This window comes from Enterococcus olivae (genome assembly GCF_053760925.1).
Window position 1 is genome coordinate 60,186 of the sequence record NZ_JBSMVT010000012.1, and the last position, 15,883, is coordinate 76,068.

At 38.4% G+C, this 15,883-nt stretch carries 18 protein-coding genes; 6 read left to right on the forward strand and 12 right to left on the reverse strand.

The genetic code is table 11. The features are described from left to right. Positions 1-19: 19 nt before the first annotated feature. Positions 20-853 carry an aldo/keto reductase gene (locus tag ACWODM_RS09310; protein WP_455321107.1) on the reverse strand — a complete coding sequence of 278 codons (834 nt, stop codon included), beginning with the start codon at positions 851-853 and terminating at the stop codon, positions 20-22. A gap of 124 nt (positions 854-977) precedes the next feature. Here ACWODM_RS09310 and ACWODM_RS09315 point away from each other — a divergent pair, with 124 nt between their 5' ends. Continuing rightward, a complete protein-coding gene (locus tag ACWODM_RS09315; RefSeq protein ID WP_455321108.1) occupies positions 978-1,760 on the forward strand; it encodes a PHP domain-containing protein in 783 nt (260 codons plus the stop codon). A gap of 165 nt (positions 1,761-1,925) precedes the next feature. Here the strand turns inward: ACWODM_RS09315 and ACWODM_RS09320 are convergent, their stop codons facing one another. Then, positions 1,926-2,066 (reverse strand): hypothetical protein, encoded by a 141-nt coding sequence (locus ACWODM_RS09320; RefSeq protein ID WP_455321109.1) that lies wholly within the window; start codon positions 2,064-2,066, stop codon positions 1,926-1,928. 160 nt (positions 2,067-2,226) lie between these two features. On the opposite strand from ACWODM_RS09320, the gene ACWODM_RS09325 reads away from it, so the two are divergent. From ACWODM_RS09325 to ACWODM_RS09335, 3 genes are all read left to right on the forward strand, one after another. Then, positions 2,227-3,252: a plasmid pRiA4b ORF-3 family protein gene (locus ACWODM_RS09325; protein WP_455321110.1), complete on the forward strand. Its 1,026-nt coding sequence runs from the start codon at positions 2,227-2,229 to the stop codon at positions 3,250-3,252. A gap of 158 nt (positions 3,253-3,410) precedes the next feature. Continuing rightward, positions 3,411-4,589, forward strand: a complete 1,179-nt coding sequence (locus tag ACWODM_RS09330; protein WP_455321111.1) for an ATP-grasp domain-containing protein — start codon at positions 3,411-3,413, stop codon at positions 4,587-4,589. Positions 4,590-4,599: 10 nt separating this feature from the next. Beyond that, positions 4,600-5,352, forward strand: coding sequence for an esterase family protein (locus ACWODM_RS09335; RefSeq protein ID WP_455321112.1), 753 nt, complete (start codon positions 4,600-4,602; stop codon positions 5,350-5,352). A 49-nt stretch (positions 5,353-5,401) separates the two neighbouring features. Here the strand turns inward: ACWODM_RS09335 and ACWODM_RS09340 are convergent, their stop codons facing one another. The 3 genes from ACWODM_RS09340 to ACWODM_RS09350 form a co-directional block, all read right to left on the reverse strand. Continuing rightward, complete coding sequence (locus ACWODM_RS09340; protein WP_455321113.1) at positions 5,402-6,238, reverse strand: alpha/beta hydrolase; 837 nt, start codon at positions 6,236-6,238, stop codon at positions 5,402-5,404. A gap of 212 nt (positions 6,239-6,450) precedes the next feature. Further along, the gene (locus tag ACWODM_RS09345) at positions 6,451-6,633 is read right to left on the reverse strand and encodes a hypothetical protein (RefSeq protein ID WP_455321114.1); all 183 of its coding nucleotides are present in this window, start codon (positions 6,631-6,633) and stop codon (positions 6,451-6,453) included. 11 nt (positions 6,634-6,644) lie between these two features. Further along, complete coding sequence (locus ACWODM_RS09350) at positions 6,645-7,850, reverse strand: MFS transporter (RefSeq protein WP_455321115.1); 1,206 nt, start codon at positions 7,848-7,850, stop codon at positions 6,645-6,647. A gap of 259 nt (positions 7,851-8,109) precedes the next feature. On the opposite strand from ACWODM_RS09350, the gene ACWODM_RS09355 reads away from it, so the two are divergent. Next, a complete protein-coding gene (locus ACWODM_RS09355) occupies positions 8,110-8,766 on the forward strand; it encodes a Crp/Fnr family transcriptional regulator (RefSeq protein WP_455321116.1) in 657 nt (218 codons plus the stop codon). A gap of 43 nt (positions 8,767-8,809) precedes the next feature. Here the strand turns inward: ACWODM_RS09355 and ACWODM_RS09360 are convergent, their stop codons facing one another. The 6 genes from ACWODM_RS09360 to ACWODM_RS09385 all read right to left on the reverse strand — a co-directional run bounded on the left by ACWODM_RS09360 (position 8,810) and on the right by ACWODM_RS09385 (position 14,245). Further along, positions 8,810-9,595, reverse strand: a complete 786-nt coding sequence (locus ACWODM_RS09360; protein ID WP_455321117.1) for a triose-phosphate isomerase family protein — start codon at positions 9,593-9,595, stop codon at positions 8,810-8,812. Positions 9,596-9,651: 56 nt separating this feature from the next. Further along, positions 9,652-10,302: a bifunctional 4-hydroxy-2-oxoglutarate aldolase/2-dehydro-3-deoxy-phosphogluconate aldolase gene (locus tag ACWODM_RS09365; RefSeq protein ID WP_455321118.1), complete on the reverse strand. Its 651-nt coding sequence runs from the start codon at positions 10,300-10,302 to the stop codon at positions 9,652-9,654. 30 nt (positions 10,303-10,332) lie between these two features. Beyond that, positions 10,333-11,385: a PTS fructose transporter subunit IIC gene (locus ACWODM_RS09370; protein WP_455321119.1), complete on the reverse strand. Its 1,053-nt coding sequence runs from the start codon at positions 11,383-11,385 to the stop codon at positions 10,333-10,335. A gap of 83 nt (positions 11,386-11,468) precedes the next feature. Then, positions 11,469-11,780, reverse strand: a complete 312-nt coding sequence (locus tag ACWODM_RS09375) for a PTS fructose transporter subunit IIB (protein ID WP_455321120.1) — start codon at positions 11,778-11,780, stop codon at positions 11,469-11,471. Between the two features lie 73 nt (positions 11,781-11,853). Beyond that, entirely contained in the window at positions 11,854-12,306 is a 453-nt protein-coding gene (locus ACWODM_RS09380; RefSeq protein ID WP_455321121.1) for a PTS sugar transporter subunit IIA, read from the reverse strand. Next, complete coding sequence (locus ACWODM_RS09385; RefSeq protein ID WP_455321122.1) at positions 12,299-14,245, reverse strand: BglG family transcription antiterminator; 1,947 nt, start codon at positions 14,243-14,245, stop codon at positions 12,299-12,301. The genes ACWODM_RS09380 and ACWODM_RS09385 overlap by 8 nt, the downstream gene beginning before the upstream one ends. 305 nt (positions 14,246-14,550) lie before the next feature. Between ACWODM_RS09385 and ACWODM_RS09390 the strand changes: the two genes are divergently transcribed. Then, positions 14,551-15,021: a DUF1456 family protein gene (locus ACWODM_RS09390; RefSeq protein WP_455321123.1), complete on the forward strand. Its 471-nt coding sequence runs from the start codon at positions 14,551-14,553 to the stop codon at positions 15,019-15,021. A gap of 201 nt (positions 15,022-15,222) precedes the next feature. Here ACWODM_RS09390 and ACWODM_RS09395 read toward each other — a convergent pair. After that, positions 15,223-15,883, reverse strand: a 661-nt coding sequence (locus ACWODM_RS09395) for an IS30 family transposase (protein WP_455321124.1), incomplete at its 5' end; no start/stop codon positions are given.

A 15,883-nucleotide genomic window follows, 5' to 3' on the forward strand; every position in this document is an offset into this window, starting at 1 on the left:
CTCTCCTTCAATCAGTCAATCAAAATTCTTCATAAACGGCTGGGTCTTGTTGCTGGATTCGACCATCTTCTTTGGTCAGGCTGTTGATCAGCGCCATTTCTTCTGATGTCAGCTCAAAATCAAAAACATCCAGATTGTTTTTTTGACGAGCGATATGAGATGCTTTAGGGATCGACAGAACATTCTGCTGAAGATTCCAGCGCAAAATGATCTGTGGAATTGATTTGTTACGGTTTTGCGCGATTTCACCTAGCACCGGGTCTTTGATGATCTCTCTTGCACGACCTAAGGGACTCCAAGCTTCGGTCAGGATCTGCTTAGACGTATCGTATTCTCTTTGTGTTTTTTGGTTAAAGTTTGGGTGTAGTTCGACTTGATTGATTACCGGTAGGATTCCTGTCTCGTGCTCCAATCGGTCAATATGCTCTGGCAGAAAATTGCTGACACCGATCGAACGGATCAAGCCAGCTTTTTGCGCATCAATCAATGCACGCCATGCTTCTACGTATTGATCTTGGATAGGATTTGGCCAATGGATCAGATACAAATCAATATAATCGACACCAAGCCGAATCACTGATTCCTCGATCGTAACAAAAGCTTCTTTGTACTCATGATGTCTGCCAGGCAGCTTTGAAGTCACCGTGATCTGATCTCTAGGCACACTACTGTTTCTGATTGCCTGTCCTACAGCACCTTCGTTTTCGTAATTGAAGGCGGTATCTAGTAGCCGATAGCCTACAGACAAGGCTTGCTCCATCACTCGGACACCATAACTACCATTCAAGCTATAGGTTCCAAAACCGATTTTTGGGATCTGAAAACCATCTGATAATTCATAATACTCATTCATACTTTTCCCCTCCTCATCAAAATGATAGCATATCTGCCGTGCTTTTGACGACTGTTTGCTTTGAAGTTTAGACTAGCGCTTTTATTGAAGTTGTGGTACTGTTTCAAAAAAAGGGGGCCTCTTTATGAAGTACTATGATCAGCATTTCCATACCTTTCTATCGTTTGATTCTGAAGAAAAATTTGAGAACTATTTGAAACAACAGCCGGAAGTTTTTGTTCCGACTGATCATTTTGATCTGAACAACGCGGGCACCGGCTTCAAAGATGATATTCCAGATTATCTGGCGCTAATCAAAAAAATCGCCGTTCTAGAAGCAGACTATGACACAAAATTCTTAAAAGGAATCGAGTTAGGTGTTGTGCCTGGACAAGAAGCTGAGATTCAGGATTATTTAGCCAAACATCCTTACGATTTAAAACTATTGAGTATCCATCAAAATGGTGCCTTCGATTACATGGATGACATTGTTTTGAAAAAAGACAAGTTCCAAATCGCTAAGATGTACTTTGATCAAATGTCAGAAGTGCTTGATAAATTTCCAGACGGACATATCTTGACCCACTTTGAGTATGGACTACGTCGTTTTGATTTTTCTGCTCAAGAATTGGAAACACACTTTGAAAAAGAGCTGACTGCGATCTTCAAAAAAGTCATCAATCGAGAGCTGGCACTAGAGATCAATGCCAAAAGTTTTGGTCATTACCAAAATGCGGAGCTTTACCGCTATGCAGTTCCTTTGTATCAAAGTCTAGGTGGAAAATTATTTACCCTAGGATCCGATGCCCATGTAGCAGAAGATTATCGCTTGCTATTTACTGAAATGGCTGATTTGCTTCGTGAATTTGACGTCAAACAGCTGGTTGTTTTCCACGGAAATGACCGTGAATTTACTGAATTGCCTTAATGCAAAAAAGACAATAAAAATATCCGAACAAGTAGAAGATTGCTTCTGAGAGCCACTGGGTCCTCGTCACACATTCACTTAGATTTAGTGAATTTATTCTTTCTTGTTCGGATATTTTTTAGTTTTTACTTATGTCACAGCCCTATTTTGTTATTTATGCTTGAGCTATTCTTTTTCTTCTTTTTTCGGTTCAACTACTTTGTTTTTAGCCGCTTCTTCTTGAGCTTCCTTGAAAATTTGTTTTTTCTCTTCCTTGTAAGATTGCTGACGTTCCGCGAATACTTCTTCTTTTGATTTGTCTGACATAATAATCCCCCTCTAAAGAATGTTTATTTTACGGTCACAGAACTCACCGCTTCTTTCTCTACCTTAAGTATAAAAAAGATGTGTCTATTTGTAAAATTTTAACACCTACCTTTGTTTTTCTTGTTACAATAATAAAAAAAGGAAAGTGAGGACCTAGTATATGAAACCTGAAGTACTTTTGAATCAATTTCTCGACTCTGATTATTTTTATCCTTATGATCTCTATTTGACAGATCCGGCTGCCTTGTCTCCGGTGTTGATTTCTCTACTTGAAGGAGCTGCTGAATCGGGAAAACTCCCGAACGAGCTGGCAAGAACGGAGCTACTGGATTTCTTTTATTTACATTTTTTACCTGCAGAAGCACTGGTTTTTCCTGATGAAATCATTTGTCTTCATGAACATTTGATCGATTTTTATCATTTCTTGAACGATCATGACTACCTTTCAAAAGCCAATTATAATAAAATCTTGCATTATTTCCAAAACAATAAACAGCTATTTCTTGAACGAATGATGGATGATGATTGTTGGTCCGCCTCCAAAAAAAGAGAGCTGTTAGATAATGAAAGCAATGTGCTTTCCCAAATGTCAGAGACGTTGAAGTTGCTGAAAAAAGATTTGGAGAAACAAACGACAAAAAATAACGTCGTTCCTTTTGCTAAAAAGCAGTCACCACTACAGTCAGACGCTTATCAATTGAGGATTGATCTAGACGGGTTTCGTCCACCCATCTGGCGTAGGATCTTAGTACCGAAAAACTTCAATTTGCATCAACTGCACCTGATCATTCAAATTCTTTTTGGCTGGGAAAACAGCCATCTGCATCAATTTTTCCGTGGAAATGGCAATCAGTCCTTTCAACCAGCTGAGCAGCTAATAGGACAGTCAGCAGAGGATTACGGCTTTGCCAGATTTAAAGCGACACAGGAGGTTACTTTAGAGGCGATTTTTACCCAGACCAAAACCTTAAAGTATGTCTATGATTTCGGTGCCGACTGGATGCATACAATCAAAGTCGAGAAACTGATTCCGGCAGAGCAAGTCGCTTCTGTCACAGAGGAACCTTTACCTGTTTGTATCAAAGGGAAACAAGATACCCCTCAAGAAGATGCACTAGGAGCTGATTTCTACACACCTTTTCATTTAGCAGAGATCAATCAACAGCTACAAAAAATCCGCAAGTAATTCCTCGACTTTTTCATAAGTTGAAATTTGCGTGTTATTTTACTTTCTTTAAAATTGGATTTTGATTGGGATTCTCGGTTCTAAAATGAAAAATTAGTTAGATTTCAAAAAGATAGTATGCTATTATTAGGCAACAAAAAGATTAAAAGGTGATTACTATGGAAAATAATTTAAACTTTGTCATGATTTCACCGCACTTTCCAGACAATTTTGTCACGTTTGCTACCCGACTAAAAGAAGCCGGGATCAATACGCTGGGAATCGCGGATGTCCCTTACGAACAGCTGCCTCAATTACTGCGTGACTCATTAACTGAATACTATCGTGTCGACAACATGGAAGACTATAATCAAGTTTACCGTGCTGTAGCTTTCTTTGGTCATAAGTATGGGCGAATCGACCGAATCGAATCTCATAATGAGCACTGGTTGGAATTAGATGCCCGGTTGCGTACGGACTTTAATGTATTTGGCTATAAAACTTCTGATCTGGATGCTATCAAAAGAAAATCCAGCATGAAAGAAGTCTTCCGATCGATTGGTCTTCCCGTAGCTGATGGTGCTGTCTTTGCAGATGAGGAAGAAGCCAATGCGTTAGCTGAAAAATTCGGTTTTCCAGTCATTATCAAGCCTGACAGTGGGGTAGGCGCTGGCGATACCTATAAAATCAAAAACCAAGCTGAACTGGATCATTTCTTTACTATTTATCGTCGAGAGATCACTTATATCATGGAGGAATTCGTTGAAGGCAATATCGTGACCTTTGACGGTCTGACTGACCGTGACGGCAACATCGTCTACTACTCTAGCTTGCTCTATAATGTCGCTGTTTTAGAGACCGTCGAAAAAAATGACGACATGTATTTTTATTTATCTCGTGAAGTAGCTGATGATTTGCTGGAAATGGGACAGCAGATGGTCGAGGCTTTCAATGCGAAGGAACGCTTCTTCCACTTTGAATTTTTCCGTACAGCAGATGGTTCTGCCTTACCTTTAGAAGTTAACATGCGTCCGCCAGGCGGCTCTACGATCGACATGTTCAACTATGCCAATGATTTCGATATCTTTCAGGAATATGCAAATATCGTGAAAGACAATCAATTCCGGGCAACTGTTGATCGTCCGTATTACTGTGGCTATGTTTCTAGAAAATACAGCAACAACAATTATGTTTACACCAACGACGATATCCGAGCAAGACTCGGCGATTCATTGATCGATATTTTAACGATCTCAGGTATTTTCGCTGCAATCATGGGCGATGAAGGCTACTTACTTCGTACCCCTTCAGAAGAACAACTTTACGAATACATTGATTTGATTCGTCAAAAATTATAGGAGGCTTGCTATGCATTTTGAAAGAAGAAGTCATTACAGTGGGCATTTGCAACGTGAAATGCACTTTAATGTTTATGGACATGCTGGGAAACCAGTTGTTGTTTTCCCTTCCTCAGGAGGAAGTCAGGACGAATACGCTGATTTTGGTATGATCGAGGCGTGTCGTTCCTTTATTGATCGTGGTCTACTACGTTTTTATACACCAAGCTCTGTAGACAATGAATCTTGGTTAGCGACGGATAAAAGTCCCCACGATATAGGAGAAGCTCACAATCGTTATGATGGTTATATTATAGAAGAGTTGGTTCCTTTGATTCGTTATGAAGCCAACTGGCAAGGTGCGATGCTTGCGACAGGCTGCAGTATGGGTGGTTTCCATACCGTCAATTTTGCCCTGCGACATCCAGATGTCTTTGATCTCAGCGTTGCTTTGAGCGGTGTCTACGATGCCCGTTTCTTTACAGGCGATTTTTATGGCGATCAAGCCGTCTACTTCAATTCACCCGTTGACTATCTTCCTGAGCTTCATGAATCTTGGTTCATTGATCAGTATCGACAAAATACCTTTATCGTTTGTGTAGGACAAGGTGATTGGGAAGGTCCCCATATCGATGCTACCCGTCAACTTCAGGGAATCTTTGAATCAAAAAATATTCCTGGCTGGTTTGATTACTGGGGTCATGATGTTCCTCATGATTGGGAATCTTGGCGTGATCAAATGCCTTACTTCTTAGGCTCTTTGGAACAACAAGGAAAAATTTAATCAAAAAAAATAACACGCTTTTGCTCTTTATTCAGCAAAAGTGTGTTTCTTATTCATTAAAATTAAACTGCAAGTATTCTCCAAAGTGATCTGCCCAATATTTCTCAAAATGGTGTTCATCGGCTAAGATACGGAGCCACATCTTATCCATGGCGTGTTCATGGCGCAACAAGGTCTGATAATACCAGATCGAGCTGTCGATATACGCTTGGTTGATGTTTTTATTTACAAAGGCCTCGTCTACCTCATTGCCTTCTGCTGTACCCACCTGAATGTAGACTTTAGTCTCAGGATGCAAGGGATGTTTGCTAATGTAATCTAAAAAGGCAGATTCACTCAGCCATGATGCCAATGAAAACACACCTAGCGAGCCAAAAACATTCGGATAAGCCGAACCCATATAAGCCGTGATCAAGCCGCCTAAAGAACTGCCGACCAATGCCGTGTGTTCTCGTTCCTGTTTGGTGCGGTAATACTTGTCGATAAATGGTTTAACTGTGTTAACGACCCATTCACCATACTCCATGCCCATCCCTCCCGGATGTCCATGACTTTCAACCTCTTCCTTCAACTCATAAGGCCACGGTGCATATTCGTCTAAACGGTCGATCTCTGCATTGTCGATTCCCACAATGATCATTTTTGGTAAATCCTGACTGTTTTTGATCAGAGGGATCAGTTTCCATGAGTGACCGGAGTAAGCTTCTTTGCTGTAAAATACGTTTTGTCCGTCGTGCATGTACACGACAGGGTATGTTTCTTCTGTACTCACCTCATAATCTCGTGGCAGCAGCACACGAACCCGTCGTGGCTTGTCATCGTAAGGAACTTCTATATAGTGAGACATAATCGGCAAGTAATAATTCATCGGTTTCTTCATCGGCAATCCACACACCCTATTCATTCAATTTACTATTGGTATATTTTATCATGTTCTTATGCAGATGCCTAGCAGATTGCGATTTATAGCGGAATAAGCAAAAAAGATGGATTCTTTAATGAGCCCATCTTCTTGCTCTAATACACATGAACGAATCAGCTGACTGGACTTTTTTCATCAGCCTCTAGCAGATTTATCACAGTTCGTGAAGGGAACTTCTAACCAATGAAATCATCGTTTTCCATCACATGCTGTAATTGATTGACATTATACAGTAATACCTGCTGCTCATGGTCAATCGCCGTCGTATTTTCTTTGATTCCATCTAATTTCTGACTAATTTCACTTAAAATCACTAAGGTTTGTTTGAGTATTTCAAAAAATTGCTCATTTCCTTCCATGCTTGATCCCTCTATTCTTTGATTTTTTGGACAATTTCCATCTTTTCCGGCATTGTTTGATGGTAGAAAAGTGCATACAGAACGATACAGGTAATTGGTAATATTCCTGCAACTCGGTAAATTTCCTGAAAAGATAAAAGCACACGTAGTTCACCAAGCAGATAAGGACCGATTCCTAATCCCAAATCCAAGCCAATAAAATACGTAGACAAGGCGATTCCTATTTGCTTTTCATCACAAGTCTTTAGACAAATTGCCTGTCCGTTCGACATAAAGGTTCCATAGCCTAACCCGATCAATGCTCCAGATATTAGCAGCATCCAACTGGTTGAAACAACACTCAACAGGATCAATCCCAGCATTAAAAAGACATAGCTTGGGTACATGACATAATTTTCACCATAAGAATCAAAAATACGACCAGAAAGCGGACGAGTCAAGGTAATAACTACGGCATATACGACAAAGAAAAACGAGCTAGCATCCACTAACTGAATTACTTGCGCATATGAAGAAAGGAACGCCAGTACACTGGAATAAGCAAGTCCCATCAAAAAAGCAATGAAGGTAATAAACAAGACTTTCTTTTCAATAAAACTGCTCAGAGACCAAGAACTTAGTGCCAATTGATGTTCAGCACTCAAATGAATATTTTTTACCGGAAACAAAAAACTACCAATCGTTGTCGCGGCAATCAAGACGACTGAAAAACCGATAATAAAATAAAAATTTGTCGTATTCAATAAAATCATTCCCATAAACGGACCGACAGCAGCTGCCAGACTAGTACTTAGCCCATAATAATTAATCCCTTCACCGTGTTGATTTTTCGGAATAAATGCTGTGACGATCGCATTGGTAGCCGTTGATACGGTCCCATAGCCAAATCCGTTGAGTAAACGAACCAGATACAAGATTCCTATGCTTGGAACGTAAAAATAGGCAATTGTCGTTGCTAGATAAAAGAGTGATCCATAGCGTAAGACAGCTTTCCGTCCGTATAATTCTAATTTTTTCCCCATCAATAAGCGAGCAAACAATGTTCCAATAATATAAATGCCGGATGCAAGTCCCGCCTGACCTAAAGTTGCCTGCAAATTATTTTGCGCAATGACTGCAATAATCACCATCAGCAGGTAATAGACCAAATAGACAATAAAGTTGATTAGGGTGATACCAATAAATCCCTTATTAAATAGTTTTTTTTGTTCTTCCACTTCTATTCCTCCTTAAAATCTTTGCAAAAGTATCAGTTTTTTCCTTCTGAGTTGTTCACCTCAAGTAATCAACTGATTTTCAGAAAATTTCCTTTCACAAGACGGATTATACAAATTTACTCGCAATAAAAAATGCTGCTTTGTAAAAAGGATTTGTTACTATCAATCATCCGCTACAAATGTTATTGACATTTGTTATTGTTTTCTGTAAATTTCTGCGTTTAAATGCTAAAATAGAAGGTATAGAGGGGGATTCGCGATGGATAAACGAGTACTGCAAGATTATTTAGACAGTCATTCTTTTCCAATCATCGTCAAAAAGAAGAAAAAATATTTAATGTATGAAGGCTTGCAGGATAGTTCTGCGTACGTTTTAAAAGAAGGGATTATCAAGACAAGCGTGATCTCTCATGATGGTCGAGAATTTAATTTGCGCTATATCACTGGTCTGGAGATCGTTTCTTTATTAAAGGATGAATATTCAAAGTTCATCGATGCACCGTTCAATATTCGAGTTGAATCGCCAACGGCTACACTTTATCAGATTGACCGGGTCCAATTTTGGAAGGACATCAATCGCAGTCCAGAATTACAAAATTACGTCAAAGAATATTACCGAGTCAATTTACTGCAGTCGATGAAAAAAATGCAGCAAATGCTGATGAATGGCAAATTTGGTGCAGTCTGCACACAGCTTTATGAATTGTACGAACTCTTCGGCGTGTCCACTGAAGATGGCTACCTCATTGATTTTGTTGTAACCAATGAAGACATCGCCCACTTTTGCGGAATTGCTTCAGCCAGCAGTGTAAATCGAATGATGCAGCAATTAAGAGAAGCCTGCGCGATTCAAGTCCGCAATCGAAAAATTCTAATAACAAATTTGGATGCCATCAAAGAAAATATGATTGTATAGTAAAAAATCAGATCTAGCGAGTAGATCTGATTTTCATAGATTCCTATTCTTGCTCTATTTGTTGGACTGTCTCTAAAAATTGTTGTGGTCGACTGCCGAATCTACCTAATAATACACCATCGATCGCTTCAGAAGAGGTGATCCATTTGGCATTTCCTACACTGACTGTGCCACCATAAATCACTTGCACTTGAGCCACTGTTTGCGACTCATAAAATTCTGCAAGAATACTGCGAATCATCTCTGCCACTTGATGTATGTGGTCTCTCGGAGCTGCTGCAGACTGGCCCACAGCCCAATGAGGTGTATACGCAATCACCACATTTTTTATCTCTGCTTCTTTCACATCCAGCAATCCATTGAAAAGCTGACGTTTGATCTCAATGTAGACAGTATGGTAATCAACTTCTTGAATATCGCCTTTTTTCTCTTTTTCTCCTACACAGAGAATGGGACGGATCTTGTTTTTCAAAGCCAATAATACTTTTTTATTGATGACTTCCTCTGTTTCATTAAAATAAAGTCGTCGTTCCCAGTGTCCGACTTCCACATATTCCCCACCAATATCGATCAATGATTCTATGGAATATTCACCAGAGTACTCACCCGAGCGATACATTGAAATCGTTTGAGAACCAATTTTTATTGTGGAATTTTGCAGCTCTTTTGCCATCGTTTGGATCGTTCCCATAGAAGGAAGAACTACTAATTCACATTTTCTCGTTTCTCCCATCAATTGATCGAGTTCTCTTGCAAATTCTTTTGCTTCTTGGTTTTTATTTTGGCGCATGGCCCAATTCATAATGACGATTGGTTTTCTTGTATTCAAAATTCTCGTCTCCAATCTTTTCAATAGTGAAAATTTTGTCCTCCCTCATTCTCATCTTAAGAATGTTTATTCACAATTCGCATAAGATTCTCCGCATGTTCTGTAAGAACGGAGAATTCTCCTGCAGCGATCAACTTCTTATCAGTTAAATAATTACTGATTCCTGCACCAGAAAAACCAGTATCCAAATAATCTGCTAAATTTTCTGGTGTAACACCGGCTGTTGCAATTAATTTTACATGATTGATTGGTCCGCGAACATCTTTGATATAATCTATTCCCAAGGCACGGACAGGGAATACCTTAACAAAATCTGCTCCTGCCTCGTGTGCACCTAAAATCTCACTTGGTGTCAAAGCACCTGGTATCGATACTAAACCCAATTCCTTTGTTCTTTTGATTACATCAGAATTTGTATTTGGTGAAATAATATATTCTGCTCCCGCATGATAAGCAGCTTCTACTTGCTCAACAGTCACTACTGTTCCAGCTCCCACTTTTACTTTTCCTTGAAAACTTTCTACTAATGAAGCAATTGCAGCAGGTGTTTTTTTCAAGTTGTTTTCGTCTCCTTGGTCAAACGTTACTTCTACCAATTGCACACCGCCCTTTTCTAAGGCCGTCACTAGTTCAAGCAATTCTTCTCCATAGGTACCTCGGACAATAGCAATAATTTTCTTTTCTTCTATAAACTCTTTAATATCCATATTCTCTCCTCTTTTCAAACATTTTTCTCATTAACGATAAACAACCGATTCTTCCAGTTTAGGTTTTAATAGACCTAGTATAACAGCCGTCACTAATGATCCGATAATAATTGCTGCTATAAACCAAAGTTTATTATCCACGACAGGTAGCACAACAAAGCCTCCATGCGGAACATAACAACGAACCTTCCCGATTGCCCCAATCACGCATCCTACTGCCGTTCCGATCATCGTTGAAGGTAAAATTCTCTTAATGTCACTGACTACAAAAGGAATCGCTCCTTCTGTGATACCGATACATCCCATGATTCCTGCAGCGACTGCAGCATCTCTGTCCCCAGAACTGAACTTGTTTCTAAATAACAATGTAGCTAGAAAAATACCCAATGGCGGAATTGCCACTGCAATACGAAACATACCGTTTGGTTCATAGATGCCTTCATTCATCAAAGCCAAGGTAAACATAGAGACAGATTTTGTAATCGGTCCACCCATGTCGATCTCACCAAACAGTCCAATAAAAATAGCTAATAAAATTGCACTTGAACCACTCAAACTTCCCATAATGTCTGTTAAACCATTCATTAGAAATGCCAGTGGTCCTGCAACAATATAAATATAGAGTAGGCCTAAAACAAAGACAGAAATCGTTGGTATGATCAAGATCGGTAAAATCGTTTTGATCGTTTTGCTTACTTTCCACTGTTTCATCCATTTTACTAGATATCCTGCGGCAACACCTAGAAGCATCGCTCCTAAAAATCCAGATTTTACTTCTTGCCCATTTAGAGTGACTGGATTATTTGCCAGATATCCTAAAATCATTCCCGGTGCTAGTCCAGGTTTACCAGCAATTGTATAAGAGATGTATCCTCCCAGAATAGGAATCATCATTGCAAATGCTGCTTTACCAAGAATATTGATATTCAGCATCAATTCATTTGTAATCACTACGCCAGTTTCACTTTTTTCACCTGTAGCTAAAGACAGTGCCAGCATGATCCCTCCAGCTACAACTGCTGGCATCATAAAAGACACACCACTTAAAAAGGATTTTTGTATTTCTTTCAACATTGCCTTCATCTTTTCGTTCGCTCCCTATTATTTAATATAAGAATAGAACTTTCTGCCATTTGAACGAAAGCTCTATTCCGCGTTTGGTATCCTTACCCGTTTACTAATTTTTCAGCTGCATCCAGAATGCGTTCTGGATAAGAAATTGCTTCGTTTACATCTGCATGCAAAACTAATTTATCCTCAAAACGTTCTTCATTTTCAATAAAAACAGAGACTGCTAAAATGATGACATCCGCTTCGTTCGCTTCTTCTTCTGACACTTCATTTTCGATGCCGATACTTCCTTGTGTTTCGATTTTGATGTCATGCCCTCTTTTTTTTCCTTCTTTTTCTAAAGACTCCTGAGCCATATAAGTGTGTGCGACTCCTGTTGGACATGCTGAAACTCCGACGATTTTCATAATAAATTCCTCCTAATTGTAAGTTTATCCTAATATTTTTTTACGTATTATCCTGTTAAGTGAACCTAACAGATTATCTTTTTATGATATTTTCCTCAATAGTTGTTAGTAGACCAACTATTGATTGTTGGTTTCCTTTTGACAACTGTTCTCTGAATTGTTCGTCCATTAATTTCTTACTGATTTCTGCCAAAATTTTCAAATGTAATTTGGATTGATGCTCTTCGGGAACACCTAATAAGAAAATCAACGTTGCATAATTTCCATTTCCGTCCCATTTGATGGGCTTTTTTGCTCTTAAAAAACAAATGAATGGGTTTGAAACAACTTCATTTTTTCCATGAGGAATACTGATATCATAGCCAACTGCGGTCGAAAACTCTTCTTCTCGTTTCTGTACTGCGGTGATAAATGTCTCTACATCGGTTAAATAATTTCGTTTTGATGCTTTGTCCGACAGAAAACGAATAATTTCCTCTTTATTTTCTAGTGGTGAATCTAAAATCACTAGTTCCTTGTCAATCACTCTTGGTTCCTCCTAACTTTTCAATTATTTGTTTCTTAGTTTTTGAGAAAAAAATTTGTTGTACTGTCTGTCTAGATTCGACAATTTTATATACTTCAGATAATATGCCTTTGACTTTTGAAAAATCTTCCTTCGAAATACAAATAACTATGAGGGTATCGATTGTTCTTGTTTGCCAACGAATGGGTGTTTTTAAAGTCATGATTGCCAATGTACTCTTCTTAACCATTGCGGGCGGTGCATGCGGGATTGCAACACCTGATGCCAAGTCAGTCACCCCGAGTTTTTCTCTCTCCCAGATTGCCTGCTCAAACCCAGCTGATACAACACCTTGTTTTAACAATTCACCTGCTAATTTACCGATACATTCTGCTTTAGAGGTATACTCTTCATCCAGAAAAATCAGTTTTTGATCAATGACATCATGTAAATGTTCAAATTTAATGTCTACTGTGTCAACTTGCTCTGTATAAAACAAGTCTAAATACTTTGCAGAGACCTTCTTTAGATCTTCTCGACTCATAAGAGGAGAAACATAGACCACTGGCACATTCATTTCTTCTAGATCAATAGATGAAATAATCAAATCAATCTTACTTAAATCACTTTGATACAACGTTCTGAGCGAGATGACTTGCAAAATGTCATGTGGTGCAACGATTTTTTGCAAGCGATTGGCAATCAACTCGGCTGTCCCAATACCTGTTGGGCAAACGATGATAATGCGATGACTTCCAGCTAAACGATCGATCGCTGCTTGAAAATGAATCGTCATAAAAGCGACTTCATCTTCAGTCAGCTTTATCCCTAATATATTCTCAAACTTTGAAAAGACTAGCCATGTCGTGCTGAATAATACAGAATATTGTTCCTTAATCTCTTCTAAAAGCGGATTATTAACCAATACATTCATTTGTAGTCGATAAATCATTGAAAACAAATGGTACAAAACATTTTGGTATAATTTGTTATCTTCTAAAAATTTTAAATTTAATGTTTTCCCCATTTCTTCAATAATTTGATGGACTATATCACCATATTTTTGAATTAATGCCTCCTCTAATTTTGGTTCAAGTCCGTGAGCGATCAATTGCTTATTCAAGTAAGTAAAATCATTTTGTGAAATTTTCAACTCTCCTTGAAGTTTCAATCTTTCGAGTAATTCAGTCGTAAAAAAATGTGTCTGCAACGATTCGATATTTTCAAACAGAAGATAATTTTGTTCTTCGATATGTTCTCCATGTTCTAGTCTTGTGAAGAAAATCCCTAAAGACAGAACCAATGATTGAAAAACATTGTCTGAGAGATCAGCAACATTAACTTGTAAGTACTGTTGCAACAACACTAATATTCGATCAATAATTTTTGGCGGAAGAAACGCATTCAATTCTTTCGGAAATTGAATTTTAAATTCGCTAGACTGTTCCATTGTTTGAATGATGTGATACGCATAGTCTTTGATCGCCTGCTGAAGATCCGATTCCTTTCCAACAATCTTGGTTCCTTTATGATTAGAGACAATTTCAACTTTGCATTTTCTGATTGCAAATTGAATTTGATCGATATTGTTCGAAATAGATGTTTTACTTACCAAAAATTTCTCGGATAGTAGTTGATAAGAAATTGTCTTCCCTCTCACTAACAAATCACGTGCAATCAATATTTGTCGATAAAAAGGAGAATTATTTTCCTGGTTTTGATCGAAACCGGATAGAAGTTTATCTAAGTTTCCTCCATTTTCTAGACGAATTCCATGTCTAGGTTTCTTTTCAATGAAACTTTTTGTGTCACGAAGCAGTCTCTCTATTTTTTTTAAATCACTGTGTACCGTTCTTTCAGAAACCTTCAACAAATTCGCATAGTATCTCACTGGTAAAAAAGCATTATTATCCAAAAGTAATTTTATTAACTCTTTTTGCCGTTTCGTCATCTCATACATATTTTTCTCCCCCAAGAGTAAGCGCTTCCTCTATGCTGTTAGCTTATCATTATACCTATATTCTGCCCATCACATCTTCTTTCATTATTATTCTTGAAATTAGGTGAACAAGGTTATCATACATAATGGTTCATTTTAACAAAAAAACTTGTGATATGTTATTTAAAAAATAAAATACTTTCTGCATCTGCCGTGACAGTTACGTTTTACAAATCTAAGATAAAAATAATAATTTAGAATCATTAAGTACTGACAGTAGAAATTTGTTATAATCGATGAGAAGAAAGAAATGGATGGTGTTTAGAATGAACCACAATGATCGTTTGACACGTTTACGTTATGCGCTAGATATCAAAGACAATGATATGGTAAAAATTTTTGAATTGGGCGGTGTAACTGTCACAAAAGAAGAAGTCCGACAGTTGCTGAAAAAAACAGATCCGGAAACCTATGAAATCGAATTGACGAATGAGAACTTTGAACGTTTTCTCAATGGAATGATTATTTCACAACGCGGAGCTCGTGAAGGTGCAGGGGAACCTGCTTTGGAGCTTCACAATGGCAATGCCAACAACCTGCTGCTGAAAAAATTAAAAATTGCTTTGTCACTGACCAGTGACGACATGCTTCATCTTTTAGATCAAGCAGGCGTTCGTGTTTCTAAAGGCGAACTTGGCGCGATCTTGCGAAAAGAAGGACATCGCAATTACAAGCCTTGCGGAGACAAGTATGCAAGGAATTTCCTGAAGGGGTTAATGCTGGAGTATCGGGGATAAAGGAGGAATTCTTCTTGTTAAAAACGATTCCCAAATTTCAAGAACAAGTTAGCCACTTTTTGAAAAACGTGAAAATCATGTGTTATCTGTAAGTTCCGATGTTGATTTGATAATGAGTTGCGGCATGGTAGTCTGATTTGACGGGCTGGCTATGCCAGCTTGCCCAGACGATACCCATGGCGCAAGAGGCTCGTTGTCAAATCAACTAACTACTTTATTTAGTTCTTGTTCAAAACAAGACTGGGGTGTCGCGTAGTTTAAAATCTTTCTGGGTAGTTGATTCATTTTATTGGCAATTTGCTCGATTTCCTTTCGATGATAGCTGTCCATACTTTCGCCTTTGGGAATATATCTACGAATGATGCCATTGTGATTCTCGTTCGTTCCACGTTCGCAAGAAGTATACGGATGGGTAAAATAAATTTCTGTCAATCCATTTAACGTTTCTGACAACTGAGCGAACTCCGAACCATTATCAGCTGTAATCGAACGAAATACAGCGGAAAAATTGTTCCCATATTCTTTAGCTAATCGGTTGATGGCATAACTGACAGAGTCTGCATCTTTGGTATCAAGCACACGAATGATTTCAAAACGTGTTTTTCGTTCCGTTAAAGTTAAGAGCGCTGTTTCTGAACCATTCCGTTTACCAATGACTGTATCAATTTCAAAGTGACCAAATTCTTCACGTGTTTCAACACTTGTCGGTCGTTCTTCGATACTCTTTCCAAGAATTTTTCGATTTTTTACCTGCTTGGTTTGTGCTGGTTTACGTGTTGTTTTCATCAGTAAATCAATGTTTTTGATTTCAAGACGTTGCTTGTCAATATACTTATAGAGGGTGGTCGTACAAACCATTTCA

What these genes read in the sequence shown, in the direction of transcription:
- ACWODM_RS09320 (WP_455321109.1), bottom strand. Translation starts at nt 2,066, where the DNA reads ATGTCAGACAAATCAAAAGAAGAAGTATTCGCGGAACGTCAGCAATCT.
- ACWODM_RS09365 (WP_455321118.1), bottom strand. Translation starts at nt 10,302, where the DNA reads ATGGATATTAAAGAGTTTATAGAAGAAAAGAAAATTATTGCTATTGTC.
- ACWODM_RS09375 (WP_455321120.1), bottom strand. Translation starts at nt 11,780, where the DNA reads ATGAAAATCGTCGGAGTTTCAGCATGTCCAACAGGAGTCGCACACACT.
- ACWODM_RS09355 (WP_455321116.1), top strand. Translation starts at nt 8,110, where the DNA reads ATGGATAAACGAGTACTGCAAGATTATTTAGACAGTCATTCTTTTCCA.
- ACWODM_RS09325 (WP_455321110.1), top strand. Translation starts at nt 2,227, where the DNA reads ATGAAACCTGAAGTACTTTTGAATCAATTTCTCGACTCTGATTATTTT.
- ACWODM_RS09330 (WP_455321111.1), top strand. Translation starts at nt 3,411, where the DNA reads ATGGAAAATAATTTAAACTTTGTCATGATTTCACCGCACTTTCCAGAC.
- ACWODM_RS09385 (WP_455321122.1), bottom strand. Translation starts at nt 14,245, where the DNA reads ATGTATGAGATGACGAAACGGCAAAAAGAGTTAATAAAATTACTTTTG.
- ACWODM_RS09310 (WP_455321107.1), bottom strand. Translation starts at nt 853, where the DNA reads ATGAATGAGTATTATGAATTATCAGATGGTTTTCAGATCCCAAAAATC.
- ACWODM_RS09315 (WP_455321108.1), top strand. Translation starts at nt 978, where the DNA reads ATGAAGTACTATGATCAGCATTTCCATACCTTTCTATCGTTTGATTCT.
- ACWODM_RS09335 (WP_455321112.1), top strand. Translation starts at nt 4,600, where the DNA reads ATGCATTTTGAAAGAAGAAGTCATTACAGTGGGCATTTGCAACGTGAA.
- ACWODM_RS09370 (WP_455321119.1), bottom strand. Translation starts at nt 11,385, where the DNA reads ATGAAGGCAATGTTGAAAGAAATACAAAAATCCTTTTTAAGTGGTGTG.
- ACWODM_RS09345 (WP_455321114.1), bottom strand. Translation starts at nt 6,633, where the DNA reads ATGGAAGGAAATGAGCAATTTTTTGAAATACTCAAACAAACCTTAGTG.
- ACWODM_RS09390 (WP_455321123.1), top strand. Translation starts at nt 14,551, where the DNA reads ATGAACCACAATGATCGTTTGACACGTTTACGTTATGCGCTAGATATC.